23 protein-coding genes are annotated in these 22,849 nt (G+C 59.7%); 14 read left to right on the top strand and 9 right to left on the bottom strand.

Going from position 1 to position 22,849, the window contains the following annotated elements; translation table 11 throughout:
• Positions 1–14: 14 nt before the first annotated feature.
• The 4 genes from OC445_RS02415 to dksA all read right to left on the bottom strand — a co-directional run bounded on the left by OC445_RS02415 (position 15) and on the right by dksA (position 4,606).
• Entirely contained in the window at positions 15–2,969 is a 2,955-nt protein-coding gene (locus OC445_RS02415) for a sensor histidine kinase (RefSeq protein ID WP_003194154.1), read from the bottom strand.
• Positions 2,953–3,129 (bottom strand): hypothetical protein, encoded by a 177-nt coding sequence (locus OC445_RS02410; RefSeq protein ID WP_003176118.1) that lies wholly within the window; start codon positions 3,127–3,129, stop codon positions 2,953–2,955. The genes OC445_RS02415 and OC445_RS02410 overlap by 17 nt, the downstream gene beginning before the upstream one ends.
• 62 nt (positions 3,130–3,191) lie before the next feature.
• Entirely contained in the window at positions 3,192–4,079 is an 888-nt protein-coding gene (gluQRS, locus tag OC445_RS02405) for a tRNA glutamyl-Q(34) synthetase GluQRS (RefSeq protein ID WP_034127016.1), read from the bottom strand.
• Between the two features lie 83 nt (positions 4,080–4,162).
• A complete protein-coding gene (gene dksA / locus OC445_RS02400) occupies positions 4,163–4,606 on the bottom strand; it encodes an RNA polymerase-binding protein DksA (RefSeq protein ID WP_003194150.1) in 444 nt (147 codons plus the stop codon).
• Positions 4,607–4,926: 320 nt separating this feature from the next.
• On the opposite strand from dksA, the gene OC445_RS02395 reads away from it, so the two are divergent.
• Positions 4,927–6,099 (top strand): pyridoxal phosphate-dependent aminotransferase, encoded by a 1,173-nt coding sequence (locus OC445_RS02395; RefSeq protein WP_054898029.1) that lies wholly within the window; start codon positions 4,927–4,929, stop codon positions 6,097–6,099.
• Entirely contained in the window at positions 6,099–6,812 is a 714-nt protein-coding gene (sfsA, locus tag OC445_RS02390) for a DNA/RNA nuclease SfsA (protein WP_014719939.1), read from the top strand. The genes OC445_RS02395 and sfsA overlap by 1 nt, the downstream gene beginning before the upstream one ends.
• Here the strand turns inward: sfsA and OC445_RS02385 are convergent.
• Positions 6,809–7,126, bottom strand: coding sequence for a Rieske (2Fe-2S) protein (locus OC445_RS02385; RefSeq protein ID WP_198790947.1), 318 nt, complete (start codon positions 7,124–7,126; stop codon positions 6,809–6,811). The two genes, sfsA and OC445_RS02385, sit on opposite strands and share 4 nt — an antisense overlap.
• Before the next feature lie 156 nt (positions 7,127–7,282).
• Here OC445_RS02385 and OC445_RS02380 point away from each other — a divergent pair, with 156 nt between their 5' ends.
• The 3 genes from OC445_RS02380 to OC445_RS02370 are packed head-to-tail and all read left to right on the top strand — an operon-like array spanning position 7,283 to position 9,962.
• Positions 7,283–8,161 (top strand): hemin ABC transporter substrate-binding protein, encoded by an 879-nt coding sequence (locus OC445_RS02380; RefSeq protein WP_236280463.1) that lies wholly within the window; start codon positions 7,283–7,285, stop codon positions 8,159–8,161.
• The gene (locus tag OC445_RS02375) at positions 8,158–9,195 is read left to right on the top strand and encodes a FecCD family ABC transporter permease (protein WP_198790949.1); all 1,038 of its coding nucleotides are present in this window, start codon (positions 8,158–8,160) and stop codon (positions 9,193–9,195) included. The genes OC445_RS02380 and OC445_RS02375 overlap by 4 nt, the downstream gene beginning before the upstream one ends.
• Complete coding sequence (locus OC445_RS02370; protein WP_054898033.1) at positions 9,195–9,962, top strand: heme ABC transporter ATP-binding protein; 768 nt, start codon at positions 9,195–9,197, stop codon at positions 9,960–9,962. The genes OC445_RS02375 and OC445_RS02370 overlap by 1 nt, the downstream gene beginning before the upstream one ends.
• Positions 9,963–10,205: 243 nt before the next feature.
• Here OC445_RS02370 and OC445_RS02365 read toward each other — a convergent pair whose 3' ends face one another.
• The 3 genes from OC445_RS02365 to OC445_RS02355 all read right to left on the bottom strand — a co-directional run bounded on the left by OC445_RS02365 (position 10,206) and on the right by OC445_RS02355 (position 12,675).
• Positions 10,206–10,478, bottom strand: coding sequence for a TfoX/Sxy family protein (locus OC445_RS02365; protein ID WP_003194139.1), 273 nt, complete (start codon positions 10,476–10,478; stop codon positions 10,206–10,208).
• Between the two features lie 203 nt (positions 10,479–10,681).
• Positions 10,682–11,026 carry a pentapeptide repeat-containing protein gene (locus OC445_RS02360; protein WP_198790950.1) on the bottom strand — a complete coding sequence of 115 codons (345 nt, stop codon included), beginning with the start codon at positions 11,024–11,026 and terminating at the stop codon, positions 10,682–10,684.
• Between the two features lie 92 nt (positions 11,027–11,118).
• Positions 11,119–12,675 (bottom strand): AAA family ATPase, encoded by a 1,557-nt coding sequence (locus OC445_RS02355; RefSeq protein WP_259284683.1) that lies wholly within the window; start codon positions 12,673–12,675, stop codon positions 11,119–11,121.
• A gap of 118 nt (positions 12,676–12,793) precedes the next feature.
• On the opposite strand from OC445_RS02355, the gene mrcB reads away from it, so the two are divergent.
• The 9 genes from mrcB to msrQ all read left to right on the top strand — a co-directional run bounded on the left by mrcB (position 12,794) and on the right by msrQ (position 22,611).
• Positions 12,794–15,118, top strand: a complete 2,325-nt coding sequence (gene mrcB, locus OC445_RS02350; protein ID WP_057975455.1) for a penicillin-binding protein 1B — start codon at positions 12,794–12,796, stop codon at positions 15,116–15,118.
• A gap of 16 nt (positions 15,119–15,134) precedes the next feature.
• A complete protein-coding gene (locus OC445_RS02345; protein WP_034127026.1) occupies positions 15,135–15,869 on the top strand; it encodes a tetratricopeptide repeat protein in 735 nt (244 codons plus the stop codon).
• A complete protein-coding gene (locus OC445_RS02340) occupies positions 15,869–16,198 on the top strand; it encodes a YqcC family protein (protein ID WP_057975454.1) in 330 nt (109 codons plus the stop codon). The genes OC445_RS02345 and OC445_RS02340 overlap by 1 nt, the downstream gene beginning before the upstream one ends.
• A 432-nt stretch (positions 16,199–16,630) precedes the next feature.
• The gene (locus OC445_RS02335; protein WP_014719928.1) at positions 16,631–18,355 is read left to right on the top strand and encodes an acetolactate synthase 3 large subunit; all 1,725 of its coding nucleotides are present in this window, start codon (positions 16,631–16,633) and stop codon (positions 18,353–18,355) included.
• 2 nt (positions 18,356–18,357) lie between these two features.
• Positions 18,358–18,849, top strand: coding sequence for an acetolactate synthase small subunit (gene ilvN, locus OC445_RS02330; protein WP_003176102.1), 492 nt, complete (start codon positions 18,358–18,360; stop codon positions 18,847–18,849).
• A 46-nt stretch (positions 18,850–18,895) separates the two neighbouring features.
• Positions 18,896–19,912: a ketol-acid reductoisomerase gene (ilvC, locus tag OC445_RS02325; RefSeq protein WP_054917939.1), complete on the top strand. Its 1,017-nt coding sequence runs from the start codon at positions 18,896–18,898 to the stop codon at positions 19,910–19,912.
• 144 nt (positions 19,913–20,056) lie between these two features.
• Positions 20,057–20,914, top strand: coding sequence for a CDP-diacylglycerol--serine O-phosphatidyltransferase (gene pssA / locus OC445_RS02320; protein WP_014719927.1), 858 nt, complete (start codon positions 20,057–20,059; stop codon positions 20,912–20,914).
• A 63-nt stretch (positions 20,915–20,977) separates the two neighbouring features.
• Positions 20,978–21,991 (top strand): protein-methionine-sulfoxide reductase catalytic subunit MsrP, encoded by a 1,014-nt coding sequence (gene msrP, locus OC445_RS02315; RefSeq protein ID WP_054898035.1) that lies wholly within the window; start codon positions 20,978–20,980, stop codon positions 21,989–21,991.
• Positions 21,991–22,611: a protein-methionine-sulfoxide reductase heme-binding subunit MsrQ gene (gene msrQ, locus OC445_RS02310; protein WP_054898036.1), complete on the top strand. Its 621-nt coding sequence runs from the start codon at positions 21,991–21,993 to the stop codon at positions 22,609–22,611. Before msrP ends, msrQ begins: the two co-directional genes overlap by 1 nt.
• A 28-nt stretch (positions 22,612–22,639) precedes the next feature.
• On the opposite strand, the gene OC445_RS02305 is transcribed toward msrQ, so the two are convergent.
• Positions 22,640–22,849, bottom strand: a 210-nt coding sequence (locus OC445_RS02305) for a hypothetical protein (RefSeq protein ID WP_262019923.1), incomplete at its 5' end; no start/stop codon positions are given.

The raw sequence follows: 22,849 nt of genomic DNA, 5'->3' as shown, positions 1-22,849 counted from the left end.
TTCTCTCGACGGTCTCAGTTCACAGCGGACGTCGCTTCGACATGACGCGGCAAGGTCACCCGGATACGGGTGCCGCGTTGGCTTTGTGTGTCAGCCGGGCTGTCGATGGTGATTTGTCCATAATGCTCTTCAACGATGGAATAGACCAGTGCAAGGCCCAGACCGGTACCTTCACCGGGGTCCTTGGTGGTGAAGAAGGGTTCGAACAATCGGTCCATGATGTTCTGTGGAATGCCGCTGCCTTCGTCTTCCACGATCAGGTCGACCGTGTGCTCGAAAGCCTCGCTCTTGACGCGTACAGCACTGCCGGCCGGCGACGCGTCGCGGGCGTTGGACAGCAGGTTGATCAGCACCTGGGCCAGGCGTTGTGAGTCGCCATCGACCCAATGGTCCGGGTCGCACAGGTTAAAGAACTGTACTTCGAAATTGCGCCGGTTCAAGGCCAACAGCCCAATGGCATCCTGGGCCACTTCGGCCAGGCACACCGCTTCGTCCTGATTCTGATGGGCGCCGGAGTGGGCAAAGCTCATCAACGACTGGACGATGCGTGAAACCCGCTTGGTCTGTTCAAGGATTTGCCCGCTGATTTCGGTGATTTCCCCGTCTTCTTCACGCTCTTCCCGCAGGTTTTGCGCCAGGCAGGCGATACCGGTGATCGGGTTACCGATTTCATGAGCCACGCCGGCGGCCAGGCGCCCAATGCTGGCCAGGCGTTCGGAGTGCACCAGCTTGTCTTCGAGCATCTGTGTATCGGTCAAATCTTCTACCAGCAGCACCAGGCCGCTGTTACCCGGCGCCAGGGGCTCGTCGATGGCCGCTTTGTGCAAGTTGAGCCAGCGGGTCTGGCCGTCGAGGGCCAAGTGCTGTTTGTGCAAGTGCTCGTCTGGCAGGTTGATGAAACCCTGCAGCAGCTCTTTCCAGGGATCGCCCAGGGTATTGAGGCGCGAACCCACCACCCGCTGGGCGGCGATGCCGGTGAGTTCTTCCATGGCCTTGTTCCACATCAGGATTTCCTGGTCCTTGGCCAGGGAACACACGCCCATCGGCAGTTCCTGCAGAGTCTGGCGGTGGTAACGGCGCAGGGCATCGAGTTCGGCCGCCAGGCCCGTGAGGCGCGAGTGGTAATCCTCAAGCCGGCTTTCGATGAAGTGGATGTCTTCGGTGACGTAGTTTTCGCCACCGGCCTTGTAGGGCAAGAAGGTTTCCACCATGTCCTGGGACACGCTCGGCCCCATCAACCCGGACAGGTTGGCTTCGATACGGTCCCGCAGGCGGCGCAGGGCATAGGGGCGGCGCTCGTCAAATGGCAGGTAGAGGTCGCGCAGCGCCTGTTCAACTTCCTTTTGTGCGGCCTTGGCACCCAGGGGCTTGGCCAGTTGTGTGGCGAACTCCTGGGGCGAGGCCGCATGCAGTTCGCGGCGTTGCGGGCGGCGCACGTTATCCACCGCACAGGCTTCGGCGGCGCTGGTTTCTTCGGCGCTGGCGTTGGTGAACAGCGAGATCAGGGTAAACATCAGTACGTTGGCGGCCAGCGAGGCGATGGCAGCCATGTGCCAACTGGTGTCGTCCAGCACGTAAATCATGTTCAGCAACGGGATATAGAAGCCCTGCAAGTTGCCGACCAGCGGTAACAGCATGGTCACGGTCCACACCAGGATCCCGGCCAGCAGCCCGGCAATAAAGCCACGGCGATTGGCGGTCGGCCAGTACAGCACCGACAACACGCCCGGCAGGAACTGCAAGGTGGCGACAAACGCGACGATGCCGAGGTTGGCCAGGTCTTGCCCGGCGCCCAGCAGCAGATAAAACGCGTAGCCGGCCATGATGATCGCGACGATCAGCGCGCGTCGGGTCCATTTCAACCAACGGTAGATATTACCCTCGGCTGGCGGCTGGTACAGCGGCAGTACCAAGTGGTTGAGCGCCATGCCCGAGAGTGCCAGCGTGGTGACGATGATCAACCCGCTGGCGGCCGACAACCCCCCGACATAGGCCAGCAGCGCCAGAGCCGGGCTGTTGGCGGCAATACCGATGCCCAGGGTGAAATACTCAGGGTTGGTGGTGGCCCCCAGTTTCAGGCCGGCCCACAGGATCAGCGGCACCGCCAGGCTCATCAGCAACAGGAACAGCGGCAAGCCCCAGCTGGCGCTGACCAGCGAGCGCGGGTTGAGGTTCTCGGTGAAGGTCATGTGGTACATGTGCGGCATCACGATCGCCGAGGCGAAGAACACCAGCAGCAGCGTTCGCCATGGGCCTTCCTGCAATGGCGTATGCAAGGCGGCGAGGGCGGTCTGGTTTTGCAGCAGCCACAGCTCCAGCTGTTGCGGCCCGTCGAACACACCGTAAAGCGCGTAAAGGCCGACGCCGCCGATGGCGATCAGCTTGATGACCGACTCAAAGGCAATCGCAAACACCAGGCCCTGGTGTTTCTCACGGGTGGCGATATGGCGAGAACCAAAGAAGATGGTGAACAAGGTGATCAGCGCGCAGAACGCCAGGGCAACCCGATGTTGCACGGGCTCGCGAGTCAGGATGCTGATGGAGTCGGCCACCGCCTGGATCTGCAGGGCCAGCAACGGCAGCACGCCGATCAACATGAAGATGGTGGTCAGCGCGCCGGCCCAGGTGCTGCGAAAGCGAAAGGCAAACAGGTCTGCCAGGGAGGACAGTTGGTAAGTCCGGGTGATTTTCAGGATCGGATACAGCAGCACCGGCGCCAGCAGGAACGCGCCGGACACCCCCAGGTAACTGGAGAGAAAGCCGTAGCCGTACTGATAGGCCAGCCCCACCGTGCCGTAGAACGCCCAGGCACTGGCGTAGACGCCCAGGGACAAGGTGTAGGTCAGCGGATGGCGAATGATCGCCCGCGGAATCATTCCGCGCTCACTGATCCAGGCCACGCCGAATAACGCAGCCAGGTAGGCGGCGCTGATCAGCAGCATCTGGGTGAGACTAAAGCTCATCGGCATCTTTTTGGCTCTGCAGGATGAAGGTCACGACGATCAGGATCAGCCATAGCAGATAAGGGCGATACCAGGCGCCCGTGGCGTCGATCCACCAATCCATGATGGCGGGGGAGAACAGGTAGATCCCGACGACCAGCAGCAGGACCAAACGATAGATGTACATGTTGGCCTCTGATTAAAAATCTGCCGCGATGTTAACGGATGATGGGCAACCTGCAAGCGCCTTCAACTCAATTGCGCTTCGGCCAGGGTCAGTGTGCGCGGGATGCGGGTGGCGTCCCAGTGTGCAATGCCCCAATCCAGCAGTTCTCGTGGGCTGGCGTACTGCAACTGCGCGTCGGGCTGTTGGCCAAGGGCACGCAGCGCTCTGAGCAGCAAAGGCGTGGCCTGGTCGGCTGTCAACGGTGGAGAGCGGTAGGACTTGCCCAGCTTGTTGCCGTCTGGCTGCACGATCAGCGGCACGTGCAAGTAACGGGGTTGGCGCAGGCCGAGCAGTTCTTGCAAGTAAAGCTGGCGCGGCGTGGAGTCGAGCAGGTCGGCGCCGCGTACGATATCGGTTACACCTTGCCAGGCGTCGTCGAGCACCACCGCCAGTTGGTAGGCGTAGAGGCCATCGCGCCGACGAATGATGAAGTCGCCGGCATCGCGCCCCAGATGTTGCCGGAACTCGCCCTGGACGCGGTCGACAAAGTGATATTCCAACTCGGGCACGCGCAGGCGGATCGCGGCATCCTGCTGTTCGTGGCCGGCATTGCGGCACAAGCCTGGGTAAATCCCGTTGTAGGGCTCCAATTGCTTGCGCGAGCAGGTGCAGGCGTAGGCCAGGCCGTGGTTGAACAGGTCGTTGAGCACTTTAGCGTAGGCATCATGCCGCTCGCTCTGGCGAACCAGTTCGCCATCCCATTCAAAGCCATAGCTTTCCAGCGCATGCAGGATCGCCGCCTGAGCGCCGGGCTCTTCACGGGGAGGGTCAAGGTCTTCCATGCGCATCAACCAACGGCCGTGGTGGGCGCGTGCATCGAGGTAGGAGGCGAGGGCGGCAACCAGGGAACCGAAGTGCAAATGGCCGCTGGGTGTGGGGGCGAAACGCCCAATATAGGTAGAGGCTGTCATGGCCCGGATACTACTGCATAACCGGTAAACGCCAGAAACAAAAATGGAGCGTTCGCACGCTCCATTCGTTCAGCTCGGCAAAGTTACTTGCCGACCTGTTTTTCCTTGATTTCAGCCAAGGTCTTGCAGTCTACGCACAGGTCCGCGGTTGGACGGGCTTCCAGTCGGCGAATACCGATTTCGACGCCGCAGGATTCACACCAGCCGTATTCTTCGTCTTTGATCAGTTGCAGGGTCTTGTCGATCTTCTTGATCAACTTGCGCTCGCGATCGCGGGCGCGCAGTTCGAGGGCGAACTCTTCTTCCTGGCTGGCGCGATCGGCCGGGTCAGGGAAGTTGGCCGCTTCATCCTTCATATGGTCAACCGTACGGTCGACTTCCTGCATCAAGTCCTGTTTCCACTTGTTGAGGATCTTGGTGAAGTGCTCGCGCATGGGCTCGCCCATGTACTCCTCGCCCTTTTTTTCGACATAGGGTTCGAAGCCGCCGAGGCCTTGAGTCTGCTGTTGCTTTGCTTGGGTGGACATGAATAGACCGCCTCTCACTCTTCTAATCCATTGCGCAGGATTGCAACGTCACCGACACCTGCCGGCCCTGCGGCTGCAAGCGGGCGAACTTACCAGATAGATTCAGGGTGCGCTACTCCCGGTTGTCGAGGCCCAAGGCAAAGGGGTTGTAAACCGCAGCAGCCCGCCATGACTGGGTATGTATCGCCTCGAATGTTGATTTTAGCTGTTTTACGAGCGCGCGCAGGGTGCACTTGCAGCCCCAATCAGGCAATAGAGCATGTTTTACCGTGAGGGTTCGGTAGAATCCAGATTTTGTCCTCACCGTCTAAGGAAGGCTAATGGCTCAGCCCTACAGTGCGCGTAGTCGCGCCATCGAACCTTTTCATGTCATGGCGTTACTGGCGCGTGCCAATGAGCTGCAGGCCGCCGGTCACGACGTGATCCACCTGGAAATCGGCGAGCCTGACTTCACCACCGCCGAACCGATCATCCAGGCCGGCCAAGCCGCGTTGGCAAACGGTAAGACGCGCTACACCGCCGCCCGTGGCTTGCCGGAGTTGCGCGAAGCCATCAGTGGTTTCTACCAGCAACGCTACGGTTTGAGCATCGACCCGCAGCGCATCCTGGTCACCCCCGGTGGCTCCGGCGCGTTATTGCTGGCCAGCAGCTTGCTGGTGGATCCGGGTAAGCACTGGCTGCTGGCGGACCCAGGCTACCCCTGCAACCGGCACTTCCTGCGCCTTGTGGAAGGCGCGGCGCAGTTGGTGCCGGTCGGCCCAGACGTACGCTACCAGTTGACCGCCGATCTGGTGGCCAGGCATTGGGACCAGGACAGTGTCGGTGCATTGGTGGCATCGCCCGCCAACCCCACCGGCACGATCCTCACCCGGGACGAGTTGGCTGGGCTGTCGGGCGCCATCAAGGCGCGCAACGGTCACCTGGTGGTCGACGAGATTTATCACGGACTCACCTACGGCACCGACGCCGCCAGCGTGCTGGAAGTCGATGATGACGCCTTTGTCCTGAATAGTTTTTCGAAGTATTTCGGCATGACCGGCTGGCGCCTCGGTTGGCTGGTGGCCCCCCCTGAAGCGGTGGGTGAACTGGAGAAATTGGCGCAGAACCTCTACATCAGTGCGCCAAGCATGGCCCAGCATGCCGCCTTGGCCTGTTTCACCCCGCAAACCCTGGAGATTCTTGAGCAGCGCCGTGCCGAATTTGGTCGCCGCCGTGACTTCCTGCTGCCGGCCCTGCGTGAGCTGGGGTTCGGTATCGCCGTGGAGCCCGAAGGAGCCTTTTATCTGTATGCCGATATCAGCGCGTTCGGCGGCGATGCCTTCGCGTTTTGCCGTCATTTCCTCGAAACCGAGCATGTGGCCTTTACGCCCGGGTTGGATTTCGGTCGCTACCAGGCGGGGCACCATGTGCGTTTTGCCTACACGCAAAACCTCGATCGGCTGCAAGAAGCGGTGGAGCGGATTGCCCGTGGTTTGCGGAGTTGGCAAGGCTGATGCGTTTTAATCCTCCTCTTGAAGAAGGGCGGCTGATCCGCCGCTACAAGCGCTTTCTCACCGATATCGAAACCGTTACCGGCGAGTTACTCACCATTCACTGCCCTAACACCGGTTCGATGCTCAACTGCATGGTCGAAGGTGGCCAGGTCTGGTTCAGCCGTTCTACGGATCCCAAGCGCAAGCTGCCTGGCACGTGGGAAATTGCCGAAACGCCCCAGGGCCGGCTGGCGTGCGTCAACACCGCGCGTGCCAACCAGTTGGTGGAAGAAGCCTTGCTGGCCGGTGTGATCACTGAGCTCAACGGCTTTACTGCGTTGAAGCGTGAGGTGCCTTATGGCCAGGAGAAAAGCCGCATCGACTTTCGCCTGGATTACCCCCAGGGCGCTGCGTTTGTCGAGGTCAAAAGCGTCACCCTGGGCTTTGATGGCAGCTCAGTGGCGGCTTTCCCCGATGCGGTGACGCAGCGCGGTGCCAAGCACTTGCGTGAGCTGGCCCACCTGGCGCGCGACGGTATACGGGCGGTGCAGCTGTATTGCGTGAACCTGTCGGGGATCGACGCGGTGCGCCCGGCGGTGGAAATCGACGCCGGTTATGCGGCGGCGCTACGTGAGGCCAAGGCCGCAGGTGTGGAGGTGCTGGCCTACGGCGTACGGGTCACGCCTCAGGAGATTTACGTCGAGCGTCGGCTGAAAGTGCTGCTGGGCGATTAGAGATCGACCCACAATCCTTGTTCGTCTTCACGGCCGGGCAGGGCAGTGAGGTGTTGGCCTGCGCAGGGCCCGGCGATGCACTCGCCGCTTTCAATCAGAAACAATGCGCCATGGGTGGCGCATTGGATCAGGCTGGCGCTGTCGTCGAGGAAGCGATCAGGTTGCCATTCCAGCGGGATACCACGATGGGGGCAGTGGTTGAGATAGAAGTACGCAATGCCGTCCCGACGCACCGCCAACAGCCTGTGGCCATCGATATCAAAACCGCGGCTGCTGTTGGGGGCGAGGTCGCCTGAGGTGCAGAGAAACTTCATTTCAATCCTTAAGTGCCTTGACGTTCAAATGCAAACAATTATCAAATGCCCGCTTCGCCCGTCAGCTGACTGGGTGCTCAATACGATGCCTGGCAGGGGTTATCTGTCACATCAATGAGTGCTTGAGTGGCCCTGCCCTAGGAAGGAAACCCTGTTATGCGCCTGAGTACCAGCGCTATTGCGCTTGTTGCCTCACTGCTGGTCAACCCTGGGGCGCACGCCTCTGAACTGCCGCAACGCTGGGTGAGTGCCGGTGGGGCGCTGTCGGAGTGGGTGACGGCCCTGGGCGGTGAATCGAAGTTGGTGGGAGTGGATACCACCAGTCAGCATCCCGCCTCGCTCAAGGCCTTGCCGAGCATTGGTTACCAGCGGCAGTTGTCGGCCGAAGGCATTCTCAGCCTGCGTCCGCAAATCCTTGTGGGCACGGAGGAAATGGGGCCTCCGCCGGTGCTGGCGCAGATTCGCAGTGCCGGGGTGCAGGTGGATATGTTCTCGGCCCAGCCGGATTTGCCCACGCTCAAAGGCAACCTTGCACACCTGGGGAAACTACTCGGCAGTGAGGACCAGGCTAATGCCTTGTTTGCCGTGTATGAGCAGGCGCTGGCACAGCAAAAAAATTGGGTGGCCAAGGCCCAGGCCACACAAAAAGCTCCAGGCGTGCTGTTGCTGCTCGGCCATGCCGGTGGCAAGCCGCTGATCGCGGGCAAGGACACCGCCGCTGATTGGATGTTGCAGCAGGCTGGGGGGCGTAATCTCGCCACGCATGTGGGATACAAGCCGTTTTCCGTCGAATCGCTGGCAGGGTTGAGCCCTGAGGTGCTGGTATTTGCTGATCGCGCCCTGACCGGTGACGCGGCGCGGGCAGCCTTGTTCAAAGAAAACCCGATCCTTGCCTCTACGCCGGCAGCCAAGAGTCGCCGCGTGTTTGAGTTGGATCCGACCTTGCTGGTAGGCGGCCTTGGGCCCCGATTGCCGCAAAGCCTGGAGAAACTGTCTGCCGGTTTTTATCCGTCCCAGCCTAAGCCTGCTCCATGACCACTCTGGTTAAGCCAAAAACGCTGTTTATCGGGCTGTCGCTGCTGTGTGTATTGGCGATCTGGCTCTCATTGGCACTGGGGCCGGTCAGCCTGCCGTTAGTGGACACGCTCAGGGCTGCGTTAAGGCTGATGGGCTTACCGATTGAGGCCCAGGGGTTGGAGCAGGCCGAGTTGATCCTGGGGCAGATTCGCCTGCCGCGAACCCTGTTGGGGCTGGCGGTCGGCGGTGTGCTGGCGTTGTCGGGCGTGGCGATGCAGGGGTTGTTCCGCAACCCGCTGGCCGACCCTGGCTTGGTAGGGGTATCCAGCGGTGCCGCGCTGGGAGCGGCGGTGGCGATTGTCGGTGGCTCGCTCTTTGGCGGGCTGCCGGATGCTTTCGGGCCGTATCTGTTGTCGCTGTGCGCATTTCTCGGTGGCCTGGGCGTCACGGCATTGGTCTATCGCCTGGGGCGTCGCAATGGCCAGACCAATGTCGCGACGATGTTGCTTGCCGGTATCGCGCTGACGGCCCTGGCCAGTTCGACCGTGGGCCTGTTTACCTATCTGGCGGACGATGCCACCTTGCGCACCCTGACGTTCTGGAACCTGGGTAGCCTCAATGGCGCAAGTTATTCGCGGTTGTGGCCCTTGCTGCTGGTGAGTGCAGGGGGGGCGCTGTGGTTGCCGCGCCGGGCCAAGGCGCTGAACGCGCTGTTGCTGGGTGAGTCCGAGGCCAACCATTTGGGTATTGATGTCGAGGGGCTCAAGCGCGAGTTGGTCTTCTGCACGGCCTTGGGCGTTGGCGCCGCAGTGGCAGCGGCGGGCATGATTGGTTTTGTCGGGTTGGTGGTGCCGCATCTGGTGCGGCTGCTGGCGGGGCCGGATCATCGGGTGTTGTTACCGGCCTCGGTGTTGGCGGGCGCGAGCCTGCTGTTGTTTGCGGATCTGGTGGCGCGCCTGGCGTTGGCGCCGGCGGAACTGCCGATCGGTATTGTCACTGCGTTTATCGGTGCGCCGTTTTTCCTCTATTTATTGTTACGAGGGCGCGCCTGATGTTGCGGGTAGAAGCATTGCAGATCCGGCGCGGTGGTAAGACTGTGCTGGCCGATGTCACCTTGGACCTATTGCCGGGCGAAGTGCTGGGCGTGCTGGGCCCCAATGGCGCCGGCAAAAGTACCTTGCTTGGGGCACTGTGCGGGGAGTTGCAGCCGGATCAGGGCAAGGTCTGGCTGGATCAGCAGGCGCTCAAGCACATGACCGGTGTGCAGCGTGCCCAGCGCCTGGCGGTGCTGCCACAATCCTCCACCCTGGACTTTGCCTTTCGTGTCGAAGAGGTGGTGGGCATGGGCCGCTTGCCTCATCAGACCGGGCGATTGCGCGACGACGAAATCATCAACGCCGCGCTGCAGGCTGCTGATGTAGGCCACCTGAGTGGCCGCAGTTACTTGGCCTTGTCGGGTGGCGAGCGGCAGCGTGTGCACCTGGCACGGGTATTGGCGCAGTTATGGCCGGGTGAGGCAGGGCAGACGTTGCTGCTGGATGAGCCCACATCAATGCTCGACCCTCTGCACCAACACACCACCTTGCAAGCTATCCGACATTTTGCCGACAGAGGCGCTGCGGTGCTGGTCATCCTGCATGATTTGAACCTGGCGGCGCGCTACTGCGACCGGATCCTGTTGCTGGAAAACGGCCGCCCCCACGCGTTGGATACGCCCTCTAAAGTCCTGCAACCAGAGCCACTGAAGGCTGTATTCGGTCTGGATGTATTGGTACAGCCGCATCCGGAGCGTGGGCATCCGTTGATCATTGCGCGTTAAGGCCGGTTAATTCGCGGGCAAAAAAAGACCCGGCAAGAGCCGGGTCAAATAACCGTGATTAGCCTGATGAGGAGATAATCTGAGAGTCCGAACCAATGGTCTTTCAGTTATCGGCTGATCTCGCGACCAGTTGTGATAATCATAACGATTCTCATTTGAGAGTCAACATTTGTTTTCCTGCTTCATCCAGTTTTCTCAAACGCTCGTTTGCAATGCCCATCAACACTGGGTTTGAGTGCCGCTCTAGTTCTTCTGATGTACTGAGATCGCTTCCAACTGACGGTTCAAGGCCTCCTTGCGCTCCGTGGGTATGTCGTTCCAGTGCACATCCATCAATGCCCCTTCAATGGCATACAGCAGAACCTTCGAAGCTCGAAACCCGCGCGTGCGCACGGCTCGGTACGCGTCGACCGCCCCTAGCCGACGCAAGTCGGACGCGCTGTGGATGCCCACCGCATGCAGCCACTGCGCTGACGTCTTGCCAAGGTTTTTCAGGTGTTGCAGCTCATCGTTCATCAAGCCTCCTTGCGTTGGCCGAATGGTGCGGTGGGTGTCGTGACCAGGCAGCCTGAAAATGAGTGTAGCGCTCAGTAGGAAAAGCGTGGTTCTTTGGTCAGAAAGGGCTGAAAAGCTTATAAGGATGGCGCGACGGCGCTTGCTCGCAGGCAGGCGCAAAGTGCCCGGCAGGCAGGGGGCTGGCCGGAACTCGGTGTGTGGGGTTACTTGGTGCGGTAGCGCAGGCGAGTGCCGAAATTGACCGACATGAGTATTTCGTCAGCCGTGAGTTCGGGCGGGAAATAAACCCCCGAAATCTGCGCATGGGCCAGGCTGGCGCCTTCCAGTGAGCAGCCACGCAAGTCCAGGCCGCGTAGGTCGGCAGAGCGAAAATAGGCGTCGGTGAAGTCAATGCAGGTGGCGTTAAGGTCGCGCAGGTCCAGCCCTCGAAAGTCGCCGCCGCGCATGTCGATCGTGCCGTTTTCAGGGCGCTCCTGGTTGAAGCCGTGGATGTCGTCCTTGTGCAGGAGGGCATAGAGCTGGGTATCAAGAAGCTTGGGCTGACTCATGATCGCGACTCTGGCTGGTGTTATGATGCCAGTATAGTGCCACTATCGCTGGGTCGCGCGCCGAAGACGACGACGCGACCAAGAAATATTTCTTACAGGCCCGGCAGGTGCTGACGGATATGCCCGACCAACGCGTCGAGCGTCCCGCTTTCATTGGTCTCCACACGCTTGCTGAGCAGCAGTTCCTCGGCAGTCAGCGGATCACGAGTGGCTTGTTGTTCTTCGATAACAGCCAGTGTGGCGTCAGACGGATCGTTTTTATCCGCCTGACGTTGTGCCAGCCAACTGGTAATAACGGCTTGCGGGGCGTTGCAGTCGAGGATCAGGAACGGCGCGCCAGTGGCTTCGGCAACCTGGGCGGCAGCGTCACGCTGTGCGCGTTTCAGGAAAGTGGCATCCAGCACCACCGGGTAGCCGGCGCGCAGCACGGTGTCGGCAATCTCGTTCAGACGTGTGTAGGTGGCAGCGCTGGCGTCCTGATTGTAGATACCGGCCTGCAGGGTGTTCTCTACCTGTTGTTCGCCAAACAGGCGCTTGCGCTCTACATCCGAACGCAGGCGCACCGCGCCCAGGGCTTCGACCAGGCGCATGGCCACGTGGCTCTTGCCCACCGCTGAAACGCCATGGGTGATTGCCAGGAAGCGCGAGGGGATGGTGCTGTAGCTTTCCGCCAGGTTGGCGTAGTTGCGGTACTGGCGCAGGGTGGTAGCGCGTTGCACGGGGTTGGCTTCGCTCGGCATGCTGAACAGCGCAACCTTGGCGCGCACCAATGCACGGTAGGCTTTATAGAAGTTCAGGAGCTCCAGGCCCTGGTAGTCGCCGGTCAATTCCAGATACTGGCTTATGAAGCGCCGTGCCAGGCATTTCAGGCCGCGATCTTCCAGGTCCATCGCCAAAAAAGCGGTGTCGGCGTACACGTCGGTAAAGCGGAAAGGCTCGTTGAACTCGATGCAGTCGAAGATCACCACGCGGCCATCGATCAGCGTGGCGTTGCCCAGGTGAATGTCGCCGTGGCATTCGCGGGTATAGCCATCGAGCTTGCGCTGCGCAAGCAAAGGCTTGAGGCGTTCGAAGCTGCTTTCAGCCCAGGCTTGCAGAGCCTCCAGCTGAGTCAGGTCGGCCTTGTCGCTGAGGAACGGGCGGATCTGGTCAAAGTTCTGGCGTACCGGAGCCATCACCTCTTCCGGCGTGCCGGCGGGGTGATCTTGCGGGACTTTGGGGGCGTTGAGGTGGAACTGGGCGATCTGCTTGGCCATCTCATCGATGTGCGCGCAGGTCAGTTCGCCGTTGGCTTGCAGGGTGCTGAGCATCTGGCTTTGCGGGAACTGGCGCATTTTCAGCGCGTACTCGATGGCCGGGCCGTCGCCACCCAGTTGCGGCGCCTCGGCAGTGCCGGTAATCGGCAACACTTCAAGATACAAATCTTCGGTCAGGCGCTGGTTGAGGCGCAGTTCCTCGCGGCAGAAATGCCCGCGGTCGTCCAGATTGGTGAAGTCCAGGAAGCCGAAGTTCATCGGTTTCTTCAGCTTATAAGCGTAGGGCCCCGTCAGTATCACCCAGGAAATATGGGTCTCGATGACTTGAAACGCTTCAACCGGATGAGGGTACAAGGCCGGGTTTTGCAGGGCAGCGATCAGGGTCTGGCTCACGGGCGATCCTTCAAAGTCTGGGGAAAATCATGGGGGGCATTATGGCTGCTGATGCCAGTCGTGCAAACCGCTGTCCGGCTCATGTTGATCATCAATAAAGTGCGTATAATCCGCCGCCATGACTCGAACCCGATCTCCCCGTTCCCGTAAAAAACCTCCTTCCCGCGGCCCGCGCCCTTGGCTGGGCTGGGTGATCAAGCTTGGCCTGGTGGGCCTTGTGGCGGTCGCCGGCCTTGCGGTGTACCTCGATGCCGTGGTGCAGGAAAAATTCTCCGGCAAGCGCTGGACGATTCCGGCCAAGGTGTATGCACGCCCGCTGGAGCTGTTCTCCGGCCAGAAGCTGAGCAAGGATGACTTCCTTACCGAGCTCGATGCGCTGGGCTACCGCCGCGAACCCGTGAGCAATGGCCCTGGCGCTGCGGCGGTCAGCGGTAATACCGTCGACCTGAACACCCGTGGCTTCCAGTTCTACGAAGGCCTGGAAAAAGCCCAGCCGGTGCGCGTGCGTTTCTCTGGCGACTATGTGGCTGAGCTGTCGTCGCTCAATGGCTCCAAGCTGCCGGTGGTGCGTCTTGAACCGTTGCTGATCGGCGGTATTTACCCGAAAAATCTTGAAGATCGCATCCTGATCAAGCTCGATCAGGTACCGCCGTATCTGCTGGAAACCCTGGTCGCTGTCGAAGACCGCGATTTCTATAGCCACTGGGGTGTGTCGCCGAAGTCGATCGCCCGTGCTATCTGGGTCAACACGTCCGGCGGCAAGATGACCCAGGGCGGCAGTACGCTGACCCAGCAACTGGTCAAGAACTTCTACCTGACCAACGAACGCAGCCTGACCCGTAAACTCACCGAAGCCATGATGGCGATGTTGCTGGAGCTGCATTACAGCAAGCAGGAAATCCTCGAGGCTTACCTCAACGAGGTATTCGTCGGTCAGGATGGCCAGCGCGCCGTGCACGGTTTCGGCCTGGCCAGCCAGTTCTTCTTCGGGCAGCCGTTGTCCGAGTTGAAATTGCATCAGGTTGCGTTGCTGGTGGGGATGGTCAAGGGGCCGTCCTATTACAACCCGCGCCGCAACCCGGAGCGTGCGCTTGAACGTCGCAACCTGGTGCTCGATGTATTGGAGCAGCAGGGTGTCGCCACCGCTGAGCAAGTGGCCGCTGCCAAGAAAATGCCACTGGGTGTGACAACCCGCGGCAAGCTGGCGGATAGCTCATTCCCGGGCTTTATCGACCTGGTCAAGCGCCAACTGCGCGAAGACTACCGCGACGAAGACTTGACCGAAGAGGGGCTGCGGATCTTCACCAGCTTCGACCCCATCTTGCAGATGAAGGCCGAAGCGTCGGTCAACGACACCTTCAAGCGCCTGACTGGCCGTAAGGGCTCGGATGAAGTCGAGGCCGCCATGGTCGTGACCAATCCGGAAACCGGGGAGGTCCAGGCCATGATCGGCAGCCGCCAGGCCAGTTTCGCCGGTTTCAACCGCGCACTGGATGCCGTGCGGCCGATTGGCTCGCTGGTCAAGCCTGCGGTTTATCTCACTGCACTGGAAAAACCCAGCAAGTACACGCTGACCAGTTGGCTGTCCGATGACCCGCTGTCGATCAAAGGCGCGGATGGCCAGGTATGGACGCCCAAGAACTTCGACCGCCGTTCCCATGGCACGGTGTTCCTGTATCAAGGATTGGCGCATTCCTACAACATCTCGACCTCGCGTCTGGGGCTTGAAGTGGGTGTGCCGAACGTGCTGAAGACTCTGGCGCGACTGGGAGTCGAACGTGAATTCCCGGCGTTCCCGTCCATGCTCCTGGGCGCTGCGGCCATGACGCCGATGGAAGTGACCACCATGTACCAGACCCTGGCCAATGGTGGCTTCAATACGCCGATGCGCGGTATTCGCAGTGTGCTGACCGCCGATGGCGAACCGCTCAAGCGTTACCCGTTCCAGATTCAGCAGCGCTTCGACGCGGGCTCCATCTACCTGATCCAGAACGCCATGCAGCGCGTGATGCGCGAGGGTACGGGGCGTTCGGTCTACAGCGTGCTGCCGTCGAACCTGACCCTGGCGGGCAAGACCGGTACCAGCAACGACTCCCGCGACAGCTGGTTCGCAGGTTTCGGCCAAGATGTACTGGCCGTGGTATGGCTGGGGCGCGACGACAATGGCAAGACGCCGTTCACCGGTGCCACCGGCGCGCTGCAGGTATGGACCAGTTTCATGCGCAAGGCTGACCCGTTGCCGCTCAACATGCCGCAGCCGGACAATATTGTGCAGGCCTGGATTGATCCGCACACCGGCCAAGGCTCCGATGCCAACTGTCCGGGCGCGGTGCAGATGCCGTATATTCGCGGCAGCGAACCACCACCCGGTGCCGCGTGCGGTGGCAGTACACCTGCTGACGCGGAATCGGTGATGGATTGGGTCAAGGGCTGGATGAATTAAGCAAAGAGGGTTTCAAGTGAACAAGTTGTGGATTCCAGCAATTACGGCTCTGGTTTTGCTCGGCGGTTGCTCCAGCGTGCAGCGCGGCTCTATCCCTGTGGTGGACTCAAGCACGTCCGTTTCCAATAACGACCGCATTTCGGCCAATGGCGGCTTCCGTCAGACCGTGGTCAAACGGCCTGCCCAAGCTGCAACCCAGGCAATTCCCCAGGATTCCGGCGTCGTAGTGATGGTGCCCGGCAGTGGGGCTGCAACCTCGGCGCCTATCAGTGCCGAGCCATGGACCCCAGGCCCAAGCACTTCCGGGCCGGTGAACTCCACGCCGATTCAAACCGCGCCGGTCAATCAGGGCACCTACAACATGCCTTCGACGCCGAGCGGTATTCCGTCATCGTCCAGTGCGGGCGGGTTGTCGGCGGACGAACAACTTGATGGCCCGGTGCTGGCGTTGCTCACCACCGCTCAGCAGCAGCAGGCGGGTGGCGATTTGAATGGCGCCTCGTCGAGCCTTGAACGTGCCCAGCGCGTGGCGCCGCGTGAGCCACAAGTGCTCTATCGCCTGGCCCAGGTGCGCATGGCTCAGGGCGATGCGCCCCAGGCGGAGCAATTCGCTCGCCGTGGCCTGAGCCTGGCCAATGGGCGCCCAGACCTGCAAGCCAGCCTGTGGGCCTTGATCGGGGATGCGCGTGCCGCCCAGGGCGATGCAGCGGGTGCCGCCCAGGCGCGGCAAAAAGCCAAGGTCAGCCTCTGATGGATGCGCGTTTTCCCGCGATTGCCGAGCAGTTATTGTTGATCGAGCGCGAACTGCGCGTTCAGGGCTGGTGGGATGAAGTATCCCCCAGTGTTGAAGCCCTCAGCAGTGTCGAACCTTTTTCTGTCGATACTCTGGACTTCCACCAGTGGCTGCAGTGGATCTTCCTCGCGCGTATGAAGCAGATCCTGGAACAGGACCTGCCCTTGCCGAATGCGTCGGGGATCCTGGAAATGGCCGAGATGGTCTACGCCGACCGGCCGCGGGAGAGCCTCGGCTTGCGTAACGCGCTGAAAAAGTTCGATCAATTGATCGCCGACGCTCGTTAATTGCCTGACTGCCGGTTTTTCCGGCAGTCTTGCGCACATTTCTACCGCTTGACGACATTCAGGCGAGTTTTATCCCTCCTCAAAGCCCTTTCTTCTGCGTTCTCATGCGCTTAGTTGGAAAAAAGCGCAATTATTGCTTGACTTGAAGGGCGTGAAACAGAAGAATCCAAAGTCCGCTGTATCGGGACTGCCAGAAGCAGGCCCGCTCAGCAGATCATGAGGCGCACATCCGCGCCGACCTGTAACACCCGCAACGCGTTACCTCGCGCTGGGTGGGAAAAGCCCGCAACACTTGGGACGATCCCAATACTTGCTCAGTCAGTGCTGACGTAGTCGGCGACCACCGTCGCTCATGCTCTGTTGAGAAGTAAACCTATTAAGACCCGTCGGTTTTTTAACGGACGGTATTCTGGCGTTTTAGAGGTGAACAACGTGGAGCTTTTATCTGGCGGTGAGATGCTCGTCCGCTTTTTGCGTGACGAAGGCGTCGACTATATCTACGGGTACCCAGGTGGTGCTCTGCTGCATGTCTACGACGCACTGTTCAAGGAACCGGCTGTTACCCACATCCTGGTTCGCCACGAACAGGCCGCGACCCATATGGCTGACGGTTACGCCCGTGCCACCGGTAAAGCCGGCGTGGTACTGGTAACCTCCGGCCCAGGCGCAACCAATGCCATCACCGGCATCGCGACTGCGTATATGGACTCCATCCCGATGGTGATCATCTCTGGCCAGGTGCCTAGCACCATGGTCGGCACCGACGCTTTCCAGGAAACCGACATGATCGGTATTTCCCGCCCGATCGTGAAACACAGCTTCATGATCAAGCACGCGTCGGAAATCCCGGAAGTCATGAAAAAGGCGTTTTACCTCGCACAGTCCGGTCGCCCGGGCCCTGTGGTGGTCGATATCCCGAAAGACATGACCAACCCGGCCGAAAAATTCGAATACGTTTTTCCCAAGAAAGCCAAGCTGCGTTCCTACAGTCCGGCCGTCCGTGGGCACTCGGGGCAGATCCGCAAGGCGGCAGAAATGCTCCTGGCGGCCAAGCGCCCCGTGTTGTACTCCGGCGGTGGCGTGATTCTGGGCGGCGGTTCCGCGCCACTCACCGAACTGGCCAAGCTGCTCAACCTGCCGGTGACCAACACCCTGATGGGCCTCGGCGCATTCCCGGGTTCGGACCGTCAGTTTGTCGGCATGCTCGGCATGCACGGCAGCTACACCGCCAACCTCACCATGCACCACGCCGATGTGATCCTCGCCGTGGGCGCGCGGTTCGATGACCGAGTGATCAACGGCGCGAGCAAATTCTGCCCGAATGCCAAGATCATCCACATCGACATCGACCCGGCGTCCATCTCCAAGACCATCAAGGCCGATGTGCCAATCGTGGGGCCTGTAGAAAGTGTACTGACCGAAATGGTCGCTGCACTCAAGGACATCGGCGAAACGCCGAACAAGGAGTCCGTTGCCAGCTGGTGGAAGCAGATCGACGAATGGCGCGGTGATCGTGGCCTGTTCCCTTATGACAAGGGCGACGGCAGCATCATCAAGCCACAAACCGTGATCGAAACCCTGTGCGAAGTGACCAAGGGCGACGCCTTTGTGACCTCCGACGTGGGCCAGCACCAGATGTTCGCGGCGCAGTACTACAAGTTCGACAAGCCTAACCGCTGGATCAACTCCGGTGGCCTCGGCACGATGGGCTTTGGTTTCCCTGCGGCCATGGGGGTGAAACTGAGCTTCCCGGATGCCGACGTTGCCTGCGTCACCGGCGAAGGCAGCATCCAGATGAACATCCAGGAGCTGTCGACGTGCCTGCAATACGGTCTTCCCGTGAAGATCGTCTGCTTGAACAACGGCGTGCTCGGCATGGTTCGTCAATGGCAGGACATGAGCTACGGTAGCCGTCACTCCCATTCCTACATGGAATCGTTGCCGGATTTCATCAAGTTGGTTGAAGCCTATGGCCACGTCGGCATTCGCATCACTGATTTGAAAGATCTGAAGCCGAAGATGGAAGAAGCGTTCGCCATGAAGGACCGCCTGGTGTTCATCGATATTCAGGTGGATACCAGCGAGCACGTCTACCCGATGCAGATCAAAGACGGCTCTATGCGCGACATGTGGCTGAACAAGACGGAGCGTACTTAATCATGCGGCATATTATCTCCCTGCTTCTGGAGAACGAACCCGGCGCTCTGTCTCGTGTTGTCGGCCTGTTTTCGCAACGCAACTACAACATCGAAAGCCTGACCGTGGCCCCGACCGAAGACCCGACCCTGTCGCGCCTGACGTTGACCACCGTAGGCCACGATGAGGTGATCGAGCAGATCACCAAGAACCTCAACAAGCTGATCGAAGTGGTCAAGCTGGTCGACCTGTCGGAAAGCGCTCACATCGAGCGCGAACTGATGCTGGTCAAGGTCAAGGCCACTGGCGCCCAGCGTGCCGAGATCAAGCGCACTACCGATATTTATCGCGGGCAGATCGTCGATGTGAGCGCCAGCGTTTATACCGTTCAACTGACCGGTACCAGCGACAAACTGGACAGCTTCATCCAGTCGATCGGGACGGCCTCGATTCTGGAAACCGTACGCAGTGGTGTCACCGGGATTGCCCGTGGCGACAAAGTACTCAGCATCTAACCCAATTAGCGAATGGCCTTACGGCCTGGATATATAGAGGAACCTCATGAAAGTTTATTACGATAAAGATTGTGACCTGTCGATCATCCAGGGCAAGAAAGTCGCCATCATCGGCTACGGTTCCCAGGGTCACGCTCAAGCGTGCAACCTGAAAGATTCCGGCGTTGACGTGACCGTTGGCCTGCGTAAAGGCTCGGCCACTGTCGCCAAGGCTGAAGCCCATGGCCTGAAAGTGACCGACGTTGCTTCTGCTGTTGCGGCTGCCGACCTGGTCATGATCCTGACCCCGGACGAGTTCCAGTCCTCGCTGTACAAGAACGAAATCGAGCCGAACATCAAGAAGGGCGCTACCCTGGCCTTCTCCCACGGCTTCGCGATTCACTACAACCAGGTCGTGCCGCGCGCTGACCTCGACGTGATCATGATCGCGCCGAAAGCACCGGGCCACACCGTGCGTTCCGAGTTCATCAAAGGCGGCGGTATCCCTGACCTGATCGCGATCTACCAGGATGCGTCGGGCAATGCCAAGAACGTTGCACTGTCCTACGCTGCTGGCGTGGGTGGCGGTCGTACCGGCATCATCGAAACCACGTTCAAGGACGAGACCGAAACCGACCTGTTCGGCGAACAAGCCGTTCTGTGCGGCGGTACCGTTGAGCTGGTAAAAGCTGGTTTCGAAACCCTGGTTGAAGCTGGCTACGCGCCGGAAATGGCCTACTTCGAATGCCTGCACGAACTCAAGCTGATCGTTGACCTCATGTACGAAGGCGGTATCGCCAACATGAACTACTCGATCTCCAACAACGCCGAGTACGGCGAGTACGTGACCGGTCCGGAAGTGATCAACGCCGAGTCCCGTCAGGCCATGCGCAACGCCCTGAAACGTATTCAGGACGGCGAATACGCCAAAATGTTCATCAGCGAAGGCGCTACCGGCTACCCTTCGATGACCGCCAAGCGTCGTAATAACGCCGCTCACGGTATCGAAGTCATCGGCGAGCAACTGCGCTCCATGATGCCGTGGATCGGTGCCAACAAGATCGTCGACAAAGCCAAGAACTAAGTCGTACGCATCAAGGGAAAACGCGGCTTAGGCCGCGTTTTTTCGTTTGAGGGGTTGGTTCTGGTATAAAGCTGCATCGTTTGCAGGCGAACACTCGCTGCAAGTATCTGTCGAATTTTTTCACACCGTTGCAAGGTAAAGTCCATGAGCGAACGTCCCGAAGAGCCAAACCAGGCTTCCGACGCCGAAAGCATGCTGCCGATTGATGAACATGTCGAAGAAGGGCATGACGCCGAAGGCCGCAAGGTCCGGCATCGTGGCATCTATCTGCTGCCCAACCTGTTCACCACGGCGAATCTGTTCGCCGGCTTCTACTCCATCATCAACTCCATGAGTGCCCAGAGCGCGCTGGCGGCGGGTGATGCGGCGAGTGCCAGCAAATACTTTGGCTTTGCTGCTATCGCAATTTTCGTGGCCATGGTGCTCGACGGCCTGGATGGTCGCGTGGCGCGTATGACCAATACTCAAAGTGCTTTTGGCGCCGAGTACGACTCGTTGTCGGACATGGTTGCCTTTGGTGTTGCCCCCGCACTGCTGGCGTTTGCCTGGGCATTGGGTGACATGGGCAAGGTCGGCTGGATGGTTGCCTTCATCTATGTCGCGGGTGCCGCTTTGCGCCTGGCGCGCTTCAACACCCAGGTAGGGACTGCCGACAAGCGCTACTTCATCGGCCTTGCCAGCCCGGCAGCGGCGGGTGTTGTCGCGGGGATTGTATGGGCGTTCAGTGACTACGGGATTCAGGGATCGAAGATGTCGTTCCTGGTTGCCCTGATGGTGGCAGCGGCCGGCATGCTGATGGTCAGCAACATCAAGTACAACAGCTTCAAGGAATTTGACCTCAAGGGGCGCGTGCCTTTCGTGGCCATCCTTGTGGTGGTGCTGGTGTTCGCGGTCGTGTTCAGTGATCCACCGCGTATCCTGCTGCTGGCGTTCCTGGCCTATGCGGCTTCTGGCCCGATTCAGTACTTGTTGCGTCTGCGTCGGGACAAAACATTGTCTTAATGTAATTTCCCCCATACTCCGCAGTCTATTGGTGCATCAGTTCTCCAACGCTGCGGAGTTACCATGTTAATCAAATTACCCAAAGCGTCCGATTGTCACGAATCGGATGTCACGCCTGAATCTTTCTATCTCTCTCGCCGCAGCCTGCTCGGTGGTGCGCTTGCCGGTGTTGCCGCCAGCAGCTTGCCGCGTTGGGCCAGTGCCGGCGATGCTTCGCGGTATGCCGACGTCGAGCCGGGCAGTGCGCCCAACTGGTTTACGGAAAAACTTCCGAATGCGAAGTGGCAGTCGGTGACGGTCAAAGATGAGGCCATCACGCCATTCAAGGACGCAACTCACTACAACAACTTCTATGAGTTCGGGACAGGCAAGGGCGACCCGGCAACGAATGCGGGCTCGCTCAAGACGCAGCCCTGGAGTGTGGTGATTGATGGTGAAGTCGCAAAACCTGGGCGCTATGCCCTGGAAGACTTCATGAAACCCTATGCGCTGGAAGAGCGCATCTACCGCCTGCGTTGCGTCGAGGCATGGTCCATGGTGATTCCGTGGATAGGCTTTCCCATCTCGGCGTTGCTCAAGCAGGTCGAGCCAACCTCCAAAGCCAAGTACATCCGTTTTGAAACCCTTCAGGATCCCAAGAGCATGCCTGGGCAACGCTCAAGTTTCGGCTTGATCGATTGGCCTTATGTGGAAGGGCTGCGCCTGGATGAGGCGATGAATCCGTTGGCGATCCTCGCTGTGGGCATGTACGGGCGGGAGTTGCCTAACCAGAACGGTGCACCGTTGCGCTTGGTGGTGCCGTGGAAGTATGGCTTCAAGAGTGTGAAGTCCATCGTGCGTATCAGTCTGGTCAGTGAGCAGCCGAAAACGACGTGGCAGAGTATTGCAGCTGATGAGTATGGGTTTTATGCGAATGTGAATCCTACGGTCGATCACCCGCGCTGGACCCAGGCGCGGGAGCGCCGTCTGCCGAGCGGCCTGTTTAGTCCGAATGTGCGCGAGACGCAGATGTTCAATGGCTATTCGGATGAGGTCGCTTCTTTATATACAGGCCTCGATCTGCGGAAGAACTACTGATGCGCTATCCCATCTGGCGCATCGGCGTGTTTGTAGCCGCAGCAGTGTGGCCATTGCTCTGGTTGTATGAAGCGTGGAGTTCTGCGCTGGGGCCTGATCCAGGCAAGGTGCTCGTTGATCGCCTGGGTTTGGGGACGCTCATTTTATTGCTGATCACGCTTGCTATGACGCCGCTGCAGAAGTTGAGCGGTTGGGCGGGGTGGATAGCAGTGCGACGACAGTTGGGGCTGTGGTGCTTTGCTTATGTTGTGCTGCACCTGGCGGCCTATTGTGTGTTTGTCCTGGGGCTGGATTGGTCGCAGCTCGGCGTAGAGTTGAGCAAGCGGCCCTACATCATTGTGGGGGCGCTGGGGTTTGTTGCTCTCCTTATGTTGGCCGTTACGTCGAACCGCTATAGCCAGCGTCGGTTGGGGAGTCGATGGAAGAAGCTGCACCGTCTGGTCTATGTGATTCTTGGGCTCGGTTTGCTGCACATGCTGTGGATAGTGCGGGCGGATCTGAAGGAGTGGGCTATCTACGCTTCTATAGGTGCGCTACTTCTGTTGATCCGCGTGCCGCCGGTAATGCGTCGAATCCCTCGCCTTATTGCTAAAAAAGCGCCTTCTGCAACAAAAGCGTAATTAAGCCTTGACGGCAGATTCTGGAGGCCTATAATTCGCCCCACTTCCGGCGCAGTCGAAACGGAAAACTCCTTGGCAAACAATGAGTTACGCAGTTTTCGGCAGCAAGTTGCTTCAGTTCATCGAAGCCAAAAGGGAGTTGAAAAATAGGTGTTGACAGCAGCGTGTAACGCTGTAGAATTCGCCTCCCGCTTACGAGAGATCGCAAGCGCAAGTGGTTGAAGTTGTTGAAGAAATC

The organism is Pseudomonas sp. Pse35 (assembly GCF_024519715.1).
In the GTDB taxonomy this organism is placed as follows: domain Bacteria; phylum Pseudomonadota; class Gammaproteobacteria; order Pseudomonadales; family Pseudomonadaceae; genus Aquipseudomonas; species Aquipseudomonas paracarnis.
The sequence above is the reverse complement of the archived record's forward strand: the minus strand, read 5'-3'. Positions and strand labels throughout refer to the sequence as shown.